Source organism: Dakarella massiliensis, from assembly GCF_001182045.1.
GTDB lineage: Bacteria > Pseudomonadota > Gammaproteobacteria > Burkholderiales > Burkholderiaceae_F > Mesosutterella > Mesosutterella massiliensis.
The window spans coordinates 345,532-365,551 of the sequence record NZ_CVTY01000006.1; the positions used below are offsets into that span (position 1 = coordinate 345,532).

Sequence of the window (20,020 nt, forward strand, 5' to 3'; positions counted from 1 at the left end):
TCCGGGGGCAGAGAGGCTGATTAGCGATCTTTACGAGGATTTACCTGAGCGACAAAAAAATAACCTCCGGGGGCTCAGAAACCTCTCGGGAAACAGTCACCATAGCAAGGATTTCGGAGAAACGCGGGAAAGTTTCCGCTCCGCGTGCCGGAAGAGCGGCGACTGAGCTGCGGAAAGCCGCACAAAAACGCTCGCCTGAGGAGTTAAACAAAACAAAATGACACAGCAATTGGGACTGTCGTTATGTCGATACATAACGTCATAGGATCAGCTGTGTCGGCTTGAACACCGTGCTTTATCCTGCTGATCAGTCAGCGTTTTGTTGGTAGTGTAATTGTCTTACTTTCCTTTAAATAGGCAATCTTATCGACAGTTTGCCTACGCTATCTTTTAAAAACGTTATTTAAATAGCTTATTTTTGAATCCGTGGTTATGTTTTTATGAGTACTGTTTTTTGATCTAATCGATATAAAAATAAACAGGAATGTATAAAATAACGCTATCCATGTTAACTGAATATGCAGGATAAGCGTATGTCTGAATCTTCGACCGTCCACTCTTCCCCGATTCAGGGGTCTTCTGCTCCGACCTCCATCCCCCAGGAAAGCAATAAGATGGAGAATCTCGCCAAGATGACGCTGATCGAGACGCGTCTTTCAAACGAGAAGAAGTCCGGGTTCCTCGCCTACGTGCTCTGGTTCTTCTTTGGTTCTTTCGGTGTCCACTGCTTCTATCTCGGGAAGCCGATGAGCGGACTCTTCCGTATCGCGTCGATCTGGCTTGGAATCATCCTCGTCTTCGCGATTGGATCTGACGGCCCCGGCGTCATCAACGCGGTGGGCGCGCTGTTCCTCGTTATCGGAAGCCTGCTGCTTCTGATTGATATCTTCCGTATTCCGAGCTTTGCCCGCGCTTACCTCGATAACCGCCGCATGGTTTATGAGCGGAATCTTCTGAGGTAAGAAACAGAGGATCCAGTGTGTGTGATAAACGGCATCTTCGGGTGCCGTTTTTTTATGGGAAGCGGAAGCGCGATGGTCTTTCGTTGAACAAAAAGGGAGCGGCTTTTTTGAAGCCGCTCCTTTAAGTGAGAGAGCGATACCTATTTCAGAAGAAACCGCGGATCAAAGGCTTCCAGGCTTTGTATTCTCAGAGCGGGACATCCTTCAGCCACTTGGAAGGCCCCATATCCTGCACTTCGTGAATGCTTTTCCCGGTTACCCACTTGGAAGCGCCGCGGGCCTTGCCGGTGATTTCCTCAATATCGACACGCCAGACCTGAGCCATGGGACCGCGCACTTTCATCTGAACCTCATTGCGGACCGCGCTGTTTTTCGGCGCGTGGCGCTTGAGGATGGCGGCGAAGGCATCCGCGAATTCCTTGGGATCCGTGACCGGATAGGCTTTCCCGGTAACAATCGCTGAGGCGTAATCAACGGAATACCACTCCGGCAGCGTCGTCGCCTTTCCAACGTAGGAAATCGACACGTTGGGATTCATCAGCATGTTGTCGGTCTTACGACCGCCCGGCATCCCGGTTCCATGGAAATAAATTTTGTTCCCGACTCTCACGGGGGTAATCGGCACTCCGTAAGGATGTCCGTCCAGATCGCAGGTGCTCAGAACCGCGTGCTCTGTGAAATCGATCACTTCTTTTGCCTGATCCAGGGTCAGTTCACGGGCCTTGCGGCGGAGAGGACGATGAGCGGTGCATTTTTTCTCATCCGGAGCAGGTTCAGCCGCGGAAGCGACGGCGCTGAGCGCGGAAAGACCGCCGGCAATAAGGACTTCTCTTCGAGTAGACATCTTTTCTCCTTTTATAAATCCTCGAAACTCTGTCTTTATTGAACCATCGGATTAATTCAAAAGATCTAGACGGTTTTTGAAAATTTGATGGGGACAGTCGGAGATCTGTCTTCCATTTGGGCAGAATTATTCTTGGAGGGAAATATGCCGCGAAAAATTCTGCCGCCGCTCGACTGGCAAATCGGTGAGGATGAGCCTAAAGCTGAAGGTCTTAAAAAGAAATTCTTTAGTTTCATCGGGAAAGGAATGCTTCCTGAAGGAACCCGGCTGCCATCAGTGAGACAGATGGCGGCGTCGAGCGGCGTATCCAAAAACACCGTTGAGCGGGTGTACGCTGAGCTGAAGGACGAAGGCGTTATTGCTGTCAGACCCGGTTCCGGGTTTTGGGTGGCGGAGAGACCTCCGGTCATCTGTCCGCCAGAGATCGGGGCTATCGCGGCGGAAGACTCCCATGTCAAAATGCCGATTACTTCGGCCGCAAAGGAAGCGGCTGACGCTCTTCCCTTTTTCAGGCGTCACACCAGTTGGCCTCTTTCCTGCCGCTGTTCCGTGATGGATATATTCCCGGAAAAGCGCTGGGGGGCGATCAATGCCCAGATAGCGAGATCTCCCTGGCTCTATACCAACTATTCGGATCCCAAAGGCTACTTCCCGCTTCGGGAAATGATTTGCCGGAACCTCTTCAAGTACCGTTCTATTTCGGCGAAGCCTGAGAACGTCGTCATCACGAACGGCACGATCAATACGATCGGCCTCGTTATCGATCTGATACTGGAGGCAGGTCAGAGAATCGCGCTTGAGTCTCCCGCGAATAACCTGATTTCGTCTCTCATCCGATATCATGGGAAGAAAATTCAGTGGCTGAAGAGCGATTCTGAGGGCGTGATCCCAGAAGCCGGAAATATTTCGGCGCTGCTGGTGACCCCTTCAATTCAGGTTCCCGCAGGGATCAGGATGTCTCTTGCAAGGCGGGAGGAAGTTCTCTCAGTCTGCAGGAATAAAGGTGTCTGGCTGATTGAGAATGACTTCGACACCGAGTTTGGTCTGCTGAATGACTCGCTGCCCGCTATTCGTTCGCTTCCTGGGGCGGAAGACTGCACGATTTATTCCGGAACGTTTTCATCGATTATTTTCCCGGGTATCCGAATCGGCTACGCGGTTGTACCGGAAACACTGGCAGACGCGTTAGCCGGAAGCCGTTTCTTAAACGACCGCTTTTCTTCAGAAAGCCGGCAGGCGGCGCTCGCTGAGTTTATTCGCTCAGGCGAGTACGAGACGCATGTCAGAAAGGTCGCCACTGTCTTTAATCAGAGGCGGGAGTTCCTGATAAATCTGCTGAAGAAGAAGGCGGACCGATGGGGGCATGTTTCATCAAACGCCATCGGCTCACACATTACGTTCTCGTTGTTGGAGAACAGTATCTCCGACAAGGCTATCGCGGCGAAGGCCTTTGAGCGGAAGCATGAGTTCATCGCCTGTTCGAGTTTCGACGGAGACTATCGGATCAATGGGCTGATGCTGGGATTTGGAGCATTCCCGACTCCGACAATCGCGGAATCAGTTGAACTATTAATCTCGATCCTGAAGGATTCAATCCGAGCTTAGTTCTATCGCCACGCGCTTTGCGGTGGAGTTTTCTGAGATAAGAAGCTCAGATTCCGGTCACCGGAATGAGATCTTTGGGTGCCGTTTTTTTATGCTTCGCGGAGGCTCCGGTACACTGTCCGGAGTGAAAGATGGGAAGGCTTGGTGAGGTGAAGTGATGTCAGAAAAAGAAAGCGGCAATACGGGAGCGGCTGAAAGCTGCCTCTTCTGCGCGATTCAGACGGACGACCGGAAGCGGATCGTGGAAGAGAATGACTACGCGTACGCTATCCGTGACGGATTCCCGGTGACGCCGGGGCACACGCTTTTTATCCCGAAACGCCACGTCCCGGACTATTTCGGCCTTACGCAGGAAGAGCGTGACGCGATCAATCTGCTGATTCACTCGCAGAAAAAGATTCTTGAAACCGACGACCCGACGATCGAAGGCTGGAATATCGGGATCAATAATGGGTTTGTGAGCGATCAGACGGTCTTCCACTGCCATGTGCACCTGATTCCACGCCGGAAGGGCGATGTTGAGAATCCTCGGGGCGGCGTCCGGCACGTTATTCCGTCCAAAGGCTCCTACTAGGCATTGTTCTGATCCAGGTCGGGTCTCGCGCTGACCTCCGTGATCGCCAGTTCGCGTTTCTGGTACAGCCTTAATTCCTTCAGCGCGAAGGCTTTGGCGTTTCTGCCATCAAGATCTGTTTCGTTGGCTGTCAGTCCTTGGCATTCATGGAACGTCATGAAGGCGGTCAGGCAATGATCAAAATCATCCGTGGTCAGTCTCCCTCGTCTCTCGGCCTGGAGCGTCAGATAGTCGATGAACATCACAATCCAGCGGCAGAGGGTCGTGTACTCCTCTGAATTCAGATAACGAGCCGGATCGAGAGCGTCGCGCTCATGGATTCGCCGTTCTCTCCCGTCTTTCGACTCGCGAAGTCGCATGCCGGCTTTCCGATGGTCAGGACGGGTTAAAAGAATGCCGGCTGGCGTTTCATGAACCGACGCGAGATAAAGAAGGGTCCTCGCCCGGGTGAAGAACCGCTCCGCGAATACCTTCTTTTCCACCGGTCCCGCCAGGTGGTGAGAGACGAGATCCTCAATGGTTCTCCGAAAACGCGCGTCACTTGCTCGGATTTCCCGGATCCGGCGGATCAGCTCTTCGAAATTTTTTTCCGTCAGTTGCCACTCGGGGTGTTTCAGTCTCTCCGCGTCGATTGCGTACCCTCTAGAGACGAAGCTGCTGAAGAAACGCGATGCCCAGCAGCGGAACGCTCTGGCTTTTTCGGTTTTCAGTCGGAATCCGAGGCTAATGGCGGCTTCAAGCCCGAAGAGAGCGGTGCCGGCAGACTCTTTGATAACCGCGTCAGGGTCAATTTCTCCAGCCGCGATCCCATCCAGAACCAGTGACTTCAGTGTCTCAGGCTCTTCGCCGAAAATTCGGGCGAGTGTTCTGAGCGTCATCCAGAGATTCCCGTCCCGCAGGATCACATCCTCAGGGATTTCTGCCATCGGATAAAGCGAAGGGGATCCAGGGCTGGGTTTAGTGGATATAGAGCGGCTTTTCATGGGTGGTCCGGAGATAAGCGGAATGGCGTTTATCGTTATTAAAAAGTATTCTAATCCGGAGTCGGGTTTCCCTAGAATGAAGACAAAAAAACGCCGCGGCCCTGGTGGACTCAGAGCCGCGGCGAAGGAGAGAAGGGTAATGCTTTGGTTAGTTAATTAATCAGGGGTGCTTCAGCGGCGCGTGGATCACGAGATTCGGGCGAGTCGAGGCCGGCTGCGGAAGCGGGTAAATCGTGTCGACGTTCCCGTGCTTCTTCCGGAGTTCCTCAATATCCCCGAATTCGAGCGCGCGCTGCGGGCATGCCTCAACGCAGATCGGCTGAAGGCCCTGCTCAAGGCGATTGAGGCACGCGTCGCACTTCGTCATCTTGTGGGCCTTTTCGTCAAGCTCCGGCGCGCCGTAGGGGCACGCCTTCGCGCAGTTCCCGCACCCGATGCACTTATCGGTGTTGATGACGACCAGCCCGTCCTCCGTCCGCTTGTGGTGCGCGCCCGTCGGGCACGCCTTCACGCAGGCGGGGTCTGAGCAGTGATTGCAGGCGATCGAGAGGTAGTACGCGTAGACGTTCTGCTTCCAGGCGCCGGACTTCGGGTCTTTCGACCACTTGCCATCCGTCACTTCCAGCACGTGGCGGAAATTCCGCCCGACCGGCAGGTTATGGGCGTCCTTGCAGGCGACTACGCACGTCTTGCATCCGTTGCAGCGCCTTGCGTCAAAGAAAAATCCAAGCTGCTTCATGTTGTTTCTCCAGTTCAGGCGCTGATCGGTTCAATCTGCACGAGGTTCGTGTGCGAGGGATTGCCCTTCGCGAGCGGGCTCGGGCGGGGGCTCGTGAGCGTATTGATGCAGCCTCCGACGTCCACCGTCTTCCCGTTCTTCTTCACCGGGCGGTACCACGCGCCCTGCGGGAGCGCGCAGACACCCGGAATGATGCGGGGCGTGATGTGAACCGCGATCTCAATCGCGCCGCGGTCATTGAACACACGCACCTTCTGCCCCTCAAAGAGCCCCCGTTCCTCGGCGTTCACCGGATTCACGAGCACGCGGTCCGGGTGGGCCTCGCGCACCCAGGGGAGGTTATGGAAGGAGGAGTGAACGCGGCCGTGACCGTGGTAGCCGTAGCACTGGAGCGGATAGGTCTTCGCCTTCGGGTCTCCCGCCATTTCCCACGTGCGGACAAATTTCGGGAGCGCCGTGATCACGTCGCCCTTCGGAAGCGTCCACGTCTCCGCGATCTTCGCGAGCTGCTCGGAATAGATCTCAATCTTTCCGGACGGGGTCTTCAGAGGATGCTTCGCGGGGTCAGCCCGGAAGTCCGAGAACGCGATCCGGTCCCACTTGAGGTGAAGGAGCTGGTGCGGACCCGTGGCCCAGAAGGTCTTGAAGTCCGGGAGCTCAGGGTTCTGCTTCCGGTTCTGCTCGTAGGCCCACTCAATCCACCCGCGCTGCGTGCGGCCTTCGGTGTAGGCGGCTTCAAGGCCCATCTTCTCCGCGATCCTGCGGCAGATTTCTCAGGTCGAACGCTGTTCCCACTGCGGGTTCACCGCTTTATGGATCGGCGTGATAAACGCGGTTTCGCCCATCGAGTCGCCGTTCCCGACGAGGTCTTCGGTTTCGTTTCCGAGCGTATCCGGGAGGAGCACATCCGCGTACCGGCAGGACGCGGTCATCATGTTGTCGCAGACCACGATGAATTCGCATTTCGACGTGTCGCGGAGGATTTTATCCGTGCGGCCGCAGTCACTATGCTGGTTGATGAGGATGTTGCCGCCCGAGTTGATCACCATCTTGATGTCGTTCTTCAGCCGGTCGACACCCTTCACACCGTCGTGCGTTGCCGTCATCTCGTGGCCGCGGAGAATCGCCTCCGTCCACATGAAGCTCGGGATCGAGGCTTTCACGGGGTTATTGCCGCGGGGGATCCCGATCGGCCACCAGTCGGTGCCGCACTCTTCCATGCCGCTTGACGTTCCGGGGAGCCCCACCTGACCGAGAAGAATCGGGAGCATCGCGATTGCCCGTGCCGTTTCCTCGCCGTTCGCGCGGCGCTGCGGCCCGAGTCCCTGGGCGACAAAGACAGGCTTTGTCGTTCCCATCTCGCGGGCAAGGGCGATGATCGTTTCTTCAGGAATACCGGTAATGGCCGAGGCGTACGCCGGGGTCTTCGCGACGCCGTCCGCCTTCCCGAGGATGTAGGACTTGTAGTCGCCGTTCTTCGGGGCGCTCTTCGGGAGCGTCTTCTCGTCGTAGCCGACGCAGTACTTATCGAGGAACTCCTGATCGACCCAGTTGTGGGTGATGAATTCGTACGCGAGCGCTTCGCAGAGCGCGGCGTCTGTCCCCGGGAGGATCGGAATCCACTGATTCACTTTCCCCGCCACCGTATCCGTGCAGATCGGATCAATCACGATCGTCTTCACGTGGTTCTTCTCAATCGCCTGCAGGAACTGCCAGGACATCGAGCCGTCTGAAATCCGGGTGACAGAGAGGTTGTCGCCGAACGACACGTAGAGCTTCGCGTGGGCGATTTCGGTGGGGGAAGACGCGACCTTGCGGCCGTAGGTCATCGGGAAGGCCGCGGTGATCTGGGCGGAGGAGTAGGAGCCCTTCCAATTCAGGTAGCCGCCCGTGAGGTTCGCGAGACGCTTCCAGCAGTTCGAACCGCTGACCGACGTCTGCTGCGCCGTCGCGTAATTGATGTACACGGAGTCCGGGCCGTAGTTCTTCAGGATCCGCTGCCAGTTATCGGCGATCAGCTGATAGGCCTCATCCCACGAGATCCGCTCGAACTTCGCTTCTCCCCGCTCTCCGACCCGCTTCATCGGGAACTTCAGGCGATCCGGGTTATAGAGCCTCTGCCGCATGGAGCGGCCTCTGAGGCACGCCCGCAGCTGATAGGGCTGGGGGCAGCACGGGTTCGACGTGTTATCGGTCTCGATCCGGATCACCTGGCCGTTCTTCGTAAAGACACGGAGGGCGCAGCGGTTGCCGCAGTTCACCACGCAGGCGCCCCAATACATGTCAGGCATCGCGTCAATCGCTTTTTTGACACCTGACGCCACGGCGGTAAGCGGACAGACGCTTCCGGCAAGCGTGATGCCGGCGCCCTGCAGCAGGGCGCGGCGAGTCAGTTGGAAGGTCATTTTGTTTTCCTGTTGTTTTATTTATGAATTGCTGTTCTGGACGAGATGAGATTCATCTCCTGGGGGCGGATTCTATGGAGAGCGATCCGATTTTTGAATGACAGGCTGACAACAAAAACTTGCTGATTTAGCAAGTAAATAAAAATTGATCAAATGAGAACGATTTACGGGGATCCCCGGAAACAGGGGAAAACCGGGTGATGCCGCTGAAAAGAAAGGGAAATACGGGAGGGCGGAAACCAAGTGCGGCGAAGTGAAAAGTGAGAGCCCGATTTCCGGGATCGCTTTTAATAGCAAATATGAGTTCCTATAGACGATCTATCAGAAACTATCAGGATCTATGAAGAGGGAAGAGCGAATAAAGAAACGCCGCGGTTCCTTAGGGGAATCGCGGCGGGTGTCAGTGTTCTTTTAAAAGCGGTCAGGCGGGTTCTGACGCGGCATTGAATTCGGCTGCTGTCGCGAGCGTCGCCGATCCGATATAGGCGATCCGGTTATCCGAGGTGAGGATCGTGGGTTCGAGTACCTGCTCGATCACGATGCCATCCCCCGGCCCAAACTCATCCATATTGACAGCCGTGATCCTGAGACTTGGGTTAAAGGGCATTCCTTCCGGAATGTCAGCGACATGAAGCCCCGCGGTGGCGAGCGCTTCCTTTGTTCTCTGAAGGGACCATTTCAGCTGGTTCCGATAGCGCACCTGATCCTCGGGCTTTGCCTTCGCGATCATCTGCTCAAAAGCTTCCTTGAAATGCCAGGCTTCCACCGCCATGTTGATAATGGCTTTGGTCAGCTGCTGTTCAGAAGGCATTGATGTACTCCTCTGTGGCGATTGTTGTTATGTCAGGTTGTTCTCAGCAACTTTTTTTAAGGACGGTGCCGGGGAGAGCGGCTGAAACGGTGGTGTGTAGCTAGAGTGAGCCGCTATCCCCTGCCGCCCGGAGTGACCTTCGGGCGGTCTTTGTCTTACCGGTTACTTCGCGGTCTTCCCGAGACTCAGGGCGTCCCAGGCCGCGCCTTCACCAGCGATGCGGCCGAAGACGAGGATATCGGCGTAGGCGTTGCCGCCGAGGCGGTTCGTGCCGTGCGTGACACCGGTCACTTCGCCCGCGGCGTAGAGCCCCGGAATCACCTTGCCGTTCTTATCGAGCGCCTGGGACTTCGGATTGATGCGGATGCCGCCCATCGTGTGGTGAATCGACGGAACGGCCTTCACGACGTAGTACTTGCCCTGCGACATATCGACGAGGCCGCCGCGGTTATGGAAGTCCTTGTCGTTCCCCGGCCCCGTCATCGAATCCACGCGGTTAATCGTCGCCTTGAGGTTGGAGTAGGGGATTTTCGTGAATTCCGCGATGCACTTCAGGTCACCGCAGGTCTTCATCGTGCCGGTCTTCGTGAAGACGGAGTATTCGTCCGGATGGGCTTCGACGGTCTTTGAGATATTTCCGATCTTGTCGTTCCAGAGCACCCAGCAGTAAGAGCCCGGCTGCGCGAGGATCGCGTGCGAGATCATGTCGCGGCGCCCGAGTTCCTCAACAAAACGCAGTCCCTTCTGGTTGATCAGAATGGCACCGTCAAACCGGGCGTCGGCGATCAGTTCAATCGAGCCCGAGACCGGGTCGCAGATCGGGTACGTCTGGATGTACTGCATGTTGACGAGTTCAGCCCCAGCGCGTTCCGCCATGTAGAGCGCTTCGCCCGTCGCGGAAGGCGAATCCGTCGACTTAAAGCGTTCATCAAGCGAGGGGTCGTACTTCTTCACCATCGCGGCGTTGTGGCCGAAGCCGCCCGTCGCGAGCACCACGCCGCCCTTCGCGTCGAACTCGTAGTTCAGCCCATTCATCGTTGCCTTCACGCCGACCACGCGGCCCGAGGCGTCTTTGATGAGTTCCACGGCCTTCATATTGGTGATCACCGGGATCTTGAGTTCGTTCGCCTTCGCGTAGAGCTTCGTGATGAACTCGGTGCCGGTCTGACTGTACGGGATCAGGGCGCGCTTACGGGTGTGACCGCCGAACATGAAGAGGTTATCGGGCTCAAACCGGACGCCGATATAATCGCGGGCCCACTTGGCGGCGGAAAGCGCGTTCCCCGTCATCGTGCGGATCACTTCAAGGTCACCCTTCTTGTCGCCCCCGATATAGGTGTCCTGAGCGTGGCGTTCCGCGGAGTCATCGAGAATCCCGAGCTTCGGCTGGACCCAGTTCCGGGCGGCATTCATTTCAGCGCCGGAGATCAGGGAGTTGCCGCCCACTGTCGGCATCTTTTCCAGCATCACGACGCTCGCCCCGGTGTTCTTCGCCTCAATCGCGGCCGCGAACCCAGCGCCGCCGGCACCCACGACGACCACGTCATAGGTGCTCTTCGCGGGGATCATCGAGGCCGCTTTCTTAAGCGACTTCTGTCCGTCCTTCGTGAGCGTGACGCCCGCCTTCTTCGCCGCGTCCTTCACAGCCGCGAGAAAGCCTTTCGACGAGAACGTAGCGCCTGAAATGGCGTCGAGATCCGTGGAATTCGTTTTGACAACGTTGTCTTTAAGATCTGTAAAGACCTTCTCCGCGAGAACCGGGTTCTCGTTCTGAGAGAGAACCTTGATTGACTGGATCTTATTTGCGTCAAAGGTCACCTGAACCTTGATATCGCCGTCCTTCCCAACACCGGTGCCGGTCGTGGTTACGGCCGCGGCGGACGCCTGGAAAGAAAAGGCTCCGATCACGGCCGCCATCACGGCGGCAAAACGAATGGATTTGGTATTCATCACGCTGCTTCTCCCCTCAAACCTGTCAAATTGACTTGTCAATTTTTGATTGCAACGTCATTAAAAGACAGTTAACCGCCTAAGTCAATATCCTTATCTCTTTAGTGATAGAGGTAAATCGAAACAAAACGTGTTTGGGAGAATGAACTGTGCTTTTTCCTGACAGAATGGGGGATAGAGAGCTCTCTGGAATCCACGGGAAATCAGCGGTTTCTGCGGAGTGGATCCGGGTGCCCCGGCTCAGAAACCATTACTGTGACGCGGATGAATGAAAGGGAGGATCCCGTGATGACAGCCTGTGAGAAAGCGATCCGGTACCTGCTCGCCAAAATGGATGAGGAGGCGGGGGATGTCATGACGCTTCCGGTGCTTCAGAAACTCCTCTATTACAGTCAGGGATTTTCTTTGGCGATTACCGGAAAGCCGCTTTTCGAAGAGGATTTCGAGGTGTGGCAGATGGGACCAGTGATTCCGGCGCTTTATGAGAAATATGGGAAAGAGCCGGCGTTCGGGATTCTGAACCCCTCGGAGACCGGAGACCCGGGACTCACGGAGGAGGAGAAGGATGTGCTTGATCAGGTGTATTTCGTCTATGGGCAGTTTTCCGGGTGGAAACTGAGAGACCTGGTTCTCGCGGATCCATTGATCGCCGGGGCTCCGATCCGGTCCGTGATTCCGAAAGCCGCGATGAGAGACGCGTTTCTCGCGAGGCTCGAGGTGAGCGGCGCGTACGAGGCGGATTTCTAGAGCGAGAGGAAAAGACCGCCAAACGCCCTAAAATAGGCACTTTCAGCATCCGGTATTCATCAGGGCAATCCATCTATGGCAGCAGATAACGCTTTTTCATTCGCGATCGTGACGGCGTCCCCGAAGGGGCGCATGCTGGAACGGATGCTGGCGAAAGTCCTTAATTGCTATAAGTTCGTCTGGCTTCTTTCTATTCTCAAAATCGTCTCCGGGAAAAAGCGCGAATACATTTCTTTCAAAGAAATGTCAGCGCGAATGATAGCCACAGCCTGGTATCCGGTTATTTACTTTCGGCTTAACCTCGGATATGCGGACAGCCTGGCCGATGCTATTCACGATGTGAAAGCCGAGTGCGGCCTCCCCGATGGCGCGAAGTATGATGAAATTGTGCGGGCTGTTATGGCAATAAAAAATGAAAAGCTGGCTGCCCAGATAGAAGAGCTGACAGAATATGTTTGCCCGCGTTTCATCGTGCCTGTTTTCAGTGATGAGCTCGAGGAATTTAGAAAAACCTGCGGGAGCAATAGTAAGTTTGATGCGGGAAAGAACAGGACCGTTAAGGAACTCAGTCAGAAAGAGTGGAACAGACTTCGGACACCCTACGTGATTGGAGACGAGGGCATCACGCTGACCCCGGAATGGACGCAGTTCTTCCACGATTTCAACCAGATTATTGCGGAAAGCACGTACTTCAAGCTCACTCAGTACATTCAGCGTCGGAATCCCAGTGTTCCCGCCATCTCTGAAAAGTTGATTCAGCCGACAAAGCGCAGCAGTCCGGAATTTGATAAGGCGCGGGATTACTGGAGCCTGGTGATTGATAAGAATCCGGACGTGTATGACATTTACACCATGCGTCACTTCACAAAGGACGCACTTGATAGCCTGGGGCCGATGTCTGTTGACCACTTTGTCCCCTGGAAGTTCGTGCTGCATGACCAGATCTGGAATTTGGTTCCTACGTTCAGGAGCCCAAACAGCAGCAAAAGCGACAACCTCCCGGACTTCGCCTACCTGGATGACTTTTGCTCGGTGCAGTTCCTCGGTCTTTCAACGATTCGCCGCACTAACCAATTCTCTCATCTGATCGAGGCCTATCGGGATGTGATACCCGACGCGGAAAAGTTTGTGGCGATTCTCGAAAACAAAGACGTGTTCAGCCTGCAGTTAAAGAACGCCATTATTCCGCTGCTGCTTCAGGCAAAAAATCAAGGCTTCTCCGACTGGAACAATTCATACCGGGAAATTTAGAGCGGACCCGAGGCATAAACCATCCATAAACTGACGGAAATCTAATTACAGGTGGGTCAGATCCTGTCCGCAAGATGATTGGGGATGCCAATTCACTAGGCAGATGTGCCAGCATCAATGACTGAGGAAGTCAGTGGAATTCTCTGCCCGGTAGTTCTGGCGCGAAGATAGTCTCTAAGCCTGATTTATGGGTTTATTCGGAGGCTCACTTACGTAGGTTGTCAGAGCCTGATGACCCTTTCGGCGGGGAACCGTAGATAACGTCACCAGGCTCTGCCAGGTTACGAGGCTTGTTCGGGACCAGTCACCGGCTTAGCGATAGCACTCTTCTCTTTGATCCAATTGGTCACGATATCCGGGTCAGCAAGGAACTCGGCGAGCGGCCAATGCTTGGAGCAGAACTCAAATTGAGGACATTTGCCACTTTGCTGCCAATCAGGTTGAAGAGGGGGCCTGTCAGCTTCTTTAACCATTTTCCAGTCGCTTTCCTGCAGGCAACGGTACAGATTGACTTCAACCACTGCCTCCTTGCCAGACATTTCCAAAGGATCGGGCTTGGTATTCTTACCTGCACACAAGTCTGAGTCACTGCGGAAATCGTAGTCGATATAGTTGCGTAAAATCAGCGCTTTATCGCCTTTGATAGCCTTGTTGTGTGTCTTGTCCCGGTAAGCATGAGTCGAAGCAAATAGCGGCAGATAGTCCCATGCCGAAGTGTCGGATGGGGGGTATGTATCGCGGGGAGGGGTGTAAGTTTCGGTGGGCTTCCAGTACCAGAACTCGGTGTACAGCGTCTGATAGGCGATCGTATCGAATAGCGGGAGGATACGCATGTAGAAAGCGGCCGCGAGTCTGTGGGCCTGCTGCAGCTGGGTAACCAGCTTGGTGGTTTGCTGAAGATCGTATGTCATAGCGGCATCCTTATCCAAAGTCAGTGATTCAAAAAGGAGAAATCGTGGGAGGAGAGGCGCAATGTCCCGGCATACTTAAGCAGCGCGGTCCAGCCAGCAGTGTGTTCAGCCGGTGAGGTCATTTCCCATCCTGATATCACCCCGCAATCCAAGTGCACCTTTTTTTCTGCGGGGTAGTCAAACAAGAGCTTCCACTCGGGTATTACTGGTGCCATACCAAAGAGCTCAAATGCCCGCATCCACTCTTCGCGAATGGCGCGATCCTGTCGGCAGGAGTCAAACTCGGGGGCGGTTTGCAGGAAGTGGCGGAGCGATCCCCATTCACGCAGTGTCATTTGGCGAAAACGTTCGGGCAGCTCCGGATGAGTCAGCGGGGCGGCAGGAGTATGGCCGAGCGCCACATAGTAGAGCCGGTCTCCATAGGTCTTAACGTCGGTATTGCTAACCACAGCATCGACCTGGTCCTTCCACTGGTCCTGATGCTGGTCGCCCCCGAACGGGGGCTTGACCTCGATAACCACCAATGAGTTTTTAAACCGAAGTATCACATCGGGCTCAACATGTTTAGGCTCCTTTTCGGGGTCAGCATGTTCAGGCTTCAATTCCAGGTATGGCCACAGCTCCAGCTTGTCAAAGGTGGAAGGATCAATCGGATTGTCGGCACCAAGCAGGAAGCGCAGCAGGGCACCCAGAGCGCTGTCAGAGAGGTAGGGCACACGTCCAAAAAAGACGGCAGTCAGCAGATCCTCGCTTCGTTTGAACGCGTCACGCCAGCTGATAGATTCCTCGTCCTGCTCGATACGGCCAGCCTTGCCATGCAGAATCGCCTGCAGCATCGCAGCTCCTCGTGATGTTGATAGTCCTCGTGAACCGATTTCAGGGCTTCCAGAGCGTTCACGAGTGAAAATCAAGTATGTAAAAAGAGTACGTAAAGAGTCTACTCGCCCGTCATTTATGAATCAAGGTAAATCGGTTCAAAGAACGGGTCAATTTATGGCCGCGGCAGAAACGGCATGGGAAGAGAGGTGCCGGGTACGAAGGATCCGGACAGCAGAAAACCGCCTCATGACGCATAGTCATGCGGAGAATGGCATTGGCTCAAGGGAGTCGAAGACAACAGCTCGCAATCGAAGCTCTGTCTCTTTTTGATTCAGACGGGGGACATCCGGAATCGCGCGCATGGATTCAGGGGTGCCGCGGGTCTTTTTTGAAACGCGCTTATCAGGTTCGGTGCCTGATGAAGCGGTAAAGCGGAAAACGTGTGAAGCGTAAATCTTAGAAGGAAGTAACGAGGGAACTCTTAAGTTTTGTGCCGTTCCCTCTACGCCATGAAGATCGCTTCAAGGCTGAGGCACATTCGGAAATCGATCGTTTTACTGTGACACTTCATTTTGGCTGCTCCTATTTACGAAAGTCTCTTGTCGATCCGGTCTTAGATGCAGACACCGGAGAGGAGGCTCAGAACGTCGATACCCTGGCGGGTCTTGCGGGGAGCGGCGGCCTGTTCGTGGGTCTGGGAGGCGAAGGTGCTCTTCGTCTGGGTTTCCGCCTTGGTGAGGGTGACGGAGCCGTCGGCCGCGATGCGGAACTCAAGCTGGTTGCCGCTCGCGAGATTCAGGAAATCGCGGATTTCCTTCGGAATAGTGACCTGACCCTTGATAGTAAGACGATTTGCCATTTTATTTCTTCCCTTTCGATTTACACGTATAAAAAAAGACAGAGCCGCAATTTTGTTTGCGGCTCTGTCTAAGTTGAATCTCTGTTCTGCGGAACTTATCTTTCTAACGGGTGTGCAGAACGAGACGCCTTAGCTCTGGAGAGCCGCGTCAGTCGCATGCACATGCTGTCAACGATGAACAGCTGGTTAGACATTTGGAAAAGTTCCTGTAACAAGTAAAAACGTATAAGTAACCTTACCCGAGCAATTTTGAAAAGTCAAAATTTTGATTTCGGATAAGGTTTTTGTCGTAGAGACTCTAAGGAAAAGCGCCCATTATTCGGCGGCTTTGCCGGTCATGCCTTCCTTCTTCGCCCATTCACGGACTTCTTCGCTGATCCGCATGGAGCAGAATTTCGGGCCGCACATCGAGCAGAAGTGCGCCTTCTTCATGCTGTCCTTCGGAAGCGTTTCGTCATGCATCGCGTGCGCGGTCTCGGGGTCGAAGCCGATATTGAACTGGTCTTCCCAGCGGAACTCGAAGCGCGCCTTGCTCATCGCGTTGTCGCGGATCTGAGCGCCGGGGAGGCCTTTGGCGAGGTCAGAGGCGTGAGCCGCGATCTTATAGGCGATGATGCCGGCCTTCACGTCGTCACGGTCCGGGAGACCGAGGTGCTCCTTCGGCGTCACGTAGCAAAGCATCGCCGTTCCCCGCCAGCCGATCATCGCGGCGCCGATCGCGCTCGTGATGTGGTCGTAGCCCGGAGCGCAGTCCGTGACGAGCGGTCCAAGGGTGTAGAACGGGGCGCTGTCGCAGGCCTCGATCTCTTCTTCCACGTTCTCCATCACACGCTGCATCGGGACGTGGCCGGGACCTTCGATGATCACCTGCACGCCCTTCGCGCGGGCTTTCTTCGCGAGCTCACCCAGCGTCCGGAGTTCCGCGATCTCCGCCTCGTCGCAGGCGTCGTAGATCGAGCCCGGGCGGAGTCCATCCCCAAGGCTCACCGCGACGTCATACTTCGCGAGGATGTCGCAGATCTCGTCGAAATGCGAGTAGAGGAAGTTTTCCGCATGATGCGTGATGCACCAGCCGGCCATGATCGAGCCGCCGCGGGAAACGATGCCGGTGAGGCGGTCCACCGTCAGCGGAATATGGCTGAAGCGGAGACCCGCGTGGATCGTGAAGTAGTCAACACCCTGCTCGGCCTGCTCGATCAGCGTGTCGCGGTAAACCTCCCAGGAGAGTTTCGACGCGTCCCCCTTCACCTTCTCAAGCGTCTGATAGAGCGGTACCGTGCCGATCGGCACCGGGGAATTGCGGATAATCCACTCGCGCGTTTCATGGATGTTTTTGCCGGTCGAAAGATCCATCACGGTGTCCGCGCCCCACTTGATCGACCAGAGGAGCTTTTCCACCTCTTCCGAAATGCCGGAGCTCACGGCGGAGTTACCGATATTCGCGTTGATCTTCGTGAGGAAGTTGCGGCCGATCACCATGGGTTCCGATTCCGGGTGATTGATGTTCGCGGGGAGCACGGCGCGGCCTTCCGCGATTTCCTTACGGACAAATTCCCCCGTCACCGTTTCCGGCATCTGCATCTCAAACGGGGTCCCCGCGTGCTGCGCGAGGAGAATGCGGCGGGAGCGGGGCGAAACCGCGTCAAGGCTCTTCACGTAAGCCGCGCGGTTCTGATTCTCGCGGATCGCGGCGAATTCCATTTCAGGCGTGACGATCCCGGCTCGGGCGTAGTCGAGCTGCGTGATCTTTTTGCCGGGTTTCGCGGCGAGCACCGGACGGGTGCGGTGGAAGCGGTAGGAGAGCGTTGAGTGGTCTTCCTCACGCTCGAGGCCATACTGGCTGGTTAAACCAGGGAGCACCTCGGTGTCCGCTCGTTCCTCGATCCACTTCTCACGGAGCGCGGGGAGGCCCTTCGTGATATCGACCTTTTTCGCGGGATCACCGAAGTCGCCTGCCGTGTCGTAGACAAAGATCGGGGGATTCTTTTCGGTTTTCCCCTCAGGGAGGCTTGAGTCCTCGAGCGTGATTTCCCGCATCGGGACCTGGATATCGGGGCGCGACCCCTCAACATAGATGCGGCGGCTCGCGGGCAGGGGATCAAGCCCCGCCATCAGGCTCTCATCCGGACGCGTGTCGCGGGTGTCTTCTGCAATTTCAATCTTCCGGCTATCCATAGCTCCTAGTCCTCTTTATAGGCGGCGAGAAAGACGGAGGGAATAACAGCCGGTATGCAGGGTGGGGTCTTGAGACGTCTCTCAAAAAGAACGCCTTCCGGGAGTTCTCTTAATTCCGGAAAGCGTCCCGGCTCCCGCACCGCTGCATATTCGTTTCCCTCCGACGGTATCAGCCGCATCAGGTTCCACGGGTGTTTCTCAATCAGGAACGCGTTTTAGTGACAGGCCGCGTGCCCTGATACCCCGAACGTGCGCACCATTCTAAACGGGGTTGAGATCCGAGAGGAGGGGAGGAAACGAAGTTTTACTCGTTTCGCCGCGAGACGAGCCGCCTGATCGAGCGGTCGTGAATCCCGGTGAGGAAGAGCATCGAGAAAACCGCGCCCACGAGGCACCACGCCATGTCTTTCTGCGTGTCCCAGGGGTCGCCCTGCGTGCCGAGGAACGCGTCCGCTTCCTCGTGAATGATTTCGGCGGTTGCCCACTCGAAGATTTCGTAGAGCGCGGCGATCGAGAGACACACCGTAATCGAGAAAAACGCGGCCCAGGCTTTAGAGCGGGCGGCGCGCGTCCGGAGGATGATTTCGCGCGCGATGATCGCGGGGAACGCCCCTTGAGCGAAGTGACCAACCTTGTCGTAATTGTTCCGCGCGAAGTGAAGCGGTCCCTCAAGCCACGTGAAGAGCGGGACTTCCGCGTACGTGTACTTCGCGCCAATAAAGAGGATCACGCAGTGGATCGCGATGAGCGCGTAGCAGAAGCGAGAGAAGCGGAATTTCCCCCAGGTGAGGGCAAGGAGCGCGAAGCCAATCAGCCCCGGCGTGCATTCGAGCCACCAGGTGAGTCGGTCATGCGGATTGATGCCGGACCAGACGAGCACGGCGAGCCAGATGGCGAGCAGCACCGCGTGGAACGTCGAAAACCGTTCCCCCATTCCTTTTTCGTACCAATCCATAAGCCGGACTCCTTTTCCGTCGAATCGTATCACGGGAAAGAAGCGCCGGCACGGGGAATCGCAGCGCGGTGTGCTCTTTAGACCCTTAAAATCCGGGTCTTTTCGGAACTTTACGCGGAAGCGCCCTTCGGGACGTCACGCCACCAGGCGGGGAACTCGATCGTTAGATCGCCGATCGGCACCACGTCCCCGACTTTCGGCGTGAGGAGCTTCCAGTCCGCGAGGTGAGAGGCCATCCGGAACCGCTCCAGCGGATCAAACCAGGCGTGCCGCGCGAGCGCGTAGCGGCAGTTGTGGATCGGGATCACGGATTTCGCGCCGACCTCGGTCGCGGCTTTGACGGATCCTTCCGGTGCCATATGAATTTCCGCCCAGTCCGCGTTGTACTGGCCGTCCTCGATAAATGCGAGGTCGAAGCCCCCGGAATCGCGGAAGAGGTCGCCGATTTCCTTGAAGTGCGAACCGTTTCCGCCGTCCCCTGAGAGGTAAAGGCGCTTTCCGCCCGCCTCAATCACGTAAGACCCCCAGAGCGTCTGATCGCGCTTCAGCGTCCGCCCTGAGAAGTGGCGGGATGGGAAGAAGTAGATCGCGGGGGCCTGAAGAGCGCCGGACTTCCATTCAGCCGGCTGCAGACGCTTTTCCGGTTTATGGAACGGATGCAGCACCTCAGGCTTCGGATCCGTGAACCGCGCGGCGTCGTACCAGTCGAAAACGAGGATCTTATCGGGGTTAATGCCCCAGGCGAGAAGATGCGAATTCACGCCAAGCGGCACCGCGTAGCGCTTCACCTTGTGGTCCAGCGCCTTGATCGTCTCGCAGTCGAGGTGATCCCAGTGGTCGTGCGTGAGGATCAGGAGGTCGATCGGAGGCGTGGTCTTCGCGGTAAAGGGATAGCCGCCCCGGAACTCAAAGCTTTTATTCACGAATGAGACCGGAGAGGCGTACGCCGAATACACCTGATCCACGAGGAACCGGAGACCGGCGAGCTGGAAATAGAGCCCCGAGTGCCCGAGCCACACCGCGATATCGCGGTTCGGGTCGAGTTTTGAGAGATCGGTGTGCGTGCAGGGCAGCGGCGCTGCGGGTTTCAGATCCGGGATGGAGTTTGTGAGAAACTTCCACCAGGCCTCAATAAACCCGTCCTTCCCGACCATGACAGACGTCGGCTGCTGGTTACGGAATTCCCCGTCGATCCAGTTGGGGGATGTATGGATACTCTCCGCGAGCTTTCCCTCAGGGATCTCGCCAAAGCGGTTCACGAAGGAGCAGCCGGGCGTCATCACGACGGCTCCCGCGATCGCGCCGCCGAAGAGCGCCCGGCGCGTGCATTTCGCGACGGGACTCTGTTTAAACGGTTCATGCATAGCGGCTCAGAAATGATTCAATGATGGATTTCCGCTTATGCTACTGCAGGCGGCGTTTTCCGCTGA

General features: G+C 56.1%; 17 protein-coding genes, 1 pseudogene and 1 riboswitch. Of the genes and pseudogenes, 5 read left to right on the plus strand and 13 right to left on the minus strand.

Going from position 1 to position 20,020, the window contains the following annotated elements:
- Window positions 1-533 precede the first annotated feature (533 nt).
- A complete protein-coding gene (locus tag BN1936_RS05415; RefSeq protein ID WP_198290747.1) occupies window positions 534-962 on the plus strand; it encodes a TM2 domain-containing protein in 429 nt (142 codons plus the stop codon).
- Between the two features lie 187 nt (window positions 963-1,149).
- On the opposite strand, the gene BN1936_RS05420 is transcribed toward BN1936_RS05415, so the two are convergent.
- Window positions 1,150-1,806, minus strand: a complete 657-nt coding sequence (locus BN1936_RS05420; RefSeq protein WP_022444367.1) for a pyridoxamine 5'-phosphate oxidase family protein — start codon at window positions 1,804-1,806, stop codon at window positions 1,150-1,152.
- A gap of 144 nt (window positions 1,807-1,950) precedes the next feature.
- Between BN1936_RS05420 and BN1936_RS05425 the strand changes: the two genes are divergently transcribed.
- Together BN1936_RS05425 and BN1936_RS05430 are read left to right on the plus strand one after the other, a co-directional pair.
- Complete coding sequence (locus tag BN1936_RS05425) at window positions 1,951-3,411, plus strand: aminotransferase-like domain-containing protein (protein WP_049686833.1); 1,461 nt, start codon at window positions 1,951-1,953, stop codon at window positions 3,409-3,411.
- Window positions 3,412-3,568: 157 nt separating this feature from the next.
- Complete coding sequence (locus BN1936_RS05430) at window positions 3,569-3,985, plus strand: HIT family protein (protein WP_022444365.1); 417 nt, start codon at window positions 3,569-3,571, stop codon at window positions 3,983-3,985.
- Here BN1936_RS05430 and rhuM read toward each other — a convergent pair.
- The 6 genes from rhuM to BN1936_RS05455 all read right to left on the minus strand — a co-directional run bounded on the left by rhuM (window position 3,982) and on the right by BN1936_RS05455 (window position 10,873).
- Window positions 3,982-4,911: a RhuM family protein gene (gene rhuM, locus BN1936_RS05435; RefSeq protein WP_049686834.1), complete on the minus strand. Its 930-nt coding sequence runs from the start codon at window positions 4,909-4,911 to the stop codon at window positions 3,982-3,984. The two genes, BN1936_RS05430 and rhuM, sit on opposite strands and share 4 nt — an antisense overlap.
- Window positions 4,912-5,128: 217 nt before the next feature.
- Window positions 5,129-5,707: a DMSO/selenate family reductase complex B subunit gene (locus BN1936_RS05440; RefSeq protein ID WP_022444363.1), complete on the minus strand. Its 579-nt coding sequence runs from the start codon at window positions 5,705-5,707 to the stop codon at window positions 5,129-5,131.
- A gap of 14 nt (window positions 5,708-5,721) precedes the next feature.
- Window positions 5,722-6,453: a molybdopterin dinucleotide binding domain-containing protein gene (locus BN1936_RS11720; RefSeq protein ID WP_232422067.1), complete on the minus strand. Its 732-nt coding sequence runs from the start codon at window positions 6,451-6,453 to the stop codon at window positions 5,722-5,724.
- A 27-nt stretch (window positions 6,454-6,480) separates the two neighbouring features.
- Window positions 6,481-8,112, minus strand: a complete 1,632-nt coding sequence (locus tag BN1936_RS05445) for a molybdopterin-dependent oxidoreductase (RefSeq protein WP_232422068.1) — start codon at window positions 8,110-8,112, stop codon at window positions 6,481-6,483.
- A 421-nt stretch (window positions 8,113-8,533) separates the two neighbouring features.
- Window positions 8,534-8,923, minus strand: coding sequence for a hypothetical protein (locus tag BN1936_RS05450; RefSeq protein ID WP_022444360.1), 390 nt, complete (start codon window positions 8,921-8,923; stop codon window positions 8,534-8,536).
- Window positions 8,924-9,085: 162 nt separating this feature from the next.
- On the minus strand, window positions 9,086-10,873 hold the full coding sequence (locus tag BN1936_RS05455) for a flavocytochrome c (RefSeq protein WP_053101818.1): 1,788 nt from the start codon (window positions 10,871-10,873) through the stop codon (window positions 9,086-9,088).
- A 288-nt stretch (window positions 10,874-11,161) separates the two neighbouring features.
- On the opposite strand from BN1936_RS05455, the gene BN1936_RS05460 reads away from it, so the two are divergent.
- Together BN1936_RS05460 and BN1936_RS05465 are read left to right on the plus strand one after the other, a co-directional pair.
- Window positions 11,162-11,620 carry a Panacea domain-containing protein gene (locus tag BN1936_RS05460; protein WP_022444358.1) on the plus strand — a complete coding sequence of 153 codons (459 nt, stop codon included), beginning with the start codon at window positions 11,162-11,164 and terminating at the stop codon, window positions 11,618-11,620.
- Between the two features lie 75 nt (window positions 11,621-11,695).
- On the plus strand, window positions 11,696-12,871 hold the full coding sequence (locus tag BN1936_RS05465; protein WP_022444357.1) for an HNH endonuclease domain-containing protein: 1,176 nt from the start codon (window positions 11,696-11,698) through the stop codon (window positions 12,869-12,871).
- 281 nt (window positions 12,872-13,152) lie between these two features.
- Here BN1936_RS05465 and BN1936_RS05470 read toward each other — a convergent pair whose 3' ends face one another.
- The 6 genes and pseudogenes from BN1936_RS05470 to BN1936_RS05495 form a co-directional block, all read right to left on the minus strand.
- Window positions 13,153-13,782, minus strand: a complete 630-nt coding sequence (locus BN1936_RS05470; RefSeq protein WP_022444356.1) for a hypothetical protein — start codon at window positions 13,780-13,782, stop codon at window positions 13,153-13,155.
- Window positions 13,783-13,802: 20 nt separating this feature from the next.
- Window positions 13,803-14,618 carry a hypothetical protein gene (locus tag BN1936_RS05475; protein WP_022444355.1) on the minus strand — a complete coding sequence of 272 codons (816 nt, stop codon included), beginning with the start codon at window positions 14,616-14,618 and terminating at the stop codon, window positions 13,803-13,805.
- A gap of 596 nt (window positions 14,619-15,214) precedes the next feature.
- Window positions 15,215-15,460, minus strand: a complete 246-nt coding sequence (locus BN1936_RS05480) for an AbrB/MazE/SpoVT family DNA-binding domain-containing protein (RefSeq protein ID WP_049686835.1) — start codon at window positions 15,458-15,460, stop codon at window positions 15,215-15,217.
- Between the two features lie 321 nt (window positions 15,461-15,781).
- Window positions 15,782-17,572, minus strand: a pseudogene (thiC, locus tag BN1936_RS05485) (phosphomethylpyrimidine synthase ThiC); the annotation flags it as partial.
- A gap of 201 nt (window positions 17,573-17,773) precedes the next feature.
- Window positions 17,774-17,891: riboswitch (TPP riboswitch) on the minus strand.
- 48 nt (window positions 17,892-17,939) lie between these two features.
- Window positions 17,940-18,590 (minus strand): DUF2238 domain-containing protein, encoded by a 651-nt coding sequence (locus BN1936_RS05490; protein ID WP_198290748.1) that lies wholly within the window; start codon window positions 18,588-18,590, stop codon window positions 17,940-17,942.
- Between the two features lie 110 nt (window positions 18,591-18,700).
- The gene (locus BN1936_RS05495; RefSeq protein WP_049686836.1) at window positions 18,701-19,954 is read right to left on the minus strand and encodes an MBL fold metallo-hydrolase; all 1,254 of its coding nucleotides are present in this window, start codon (window positions 19,952-19,954) and stop codon (window positions 18,701-18,703) included.
- Window positions 19,955-20,020 lie beyond the last annotated feature (66 nt).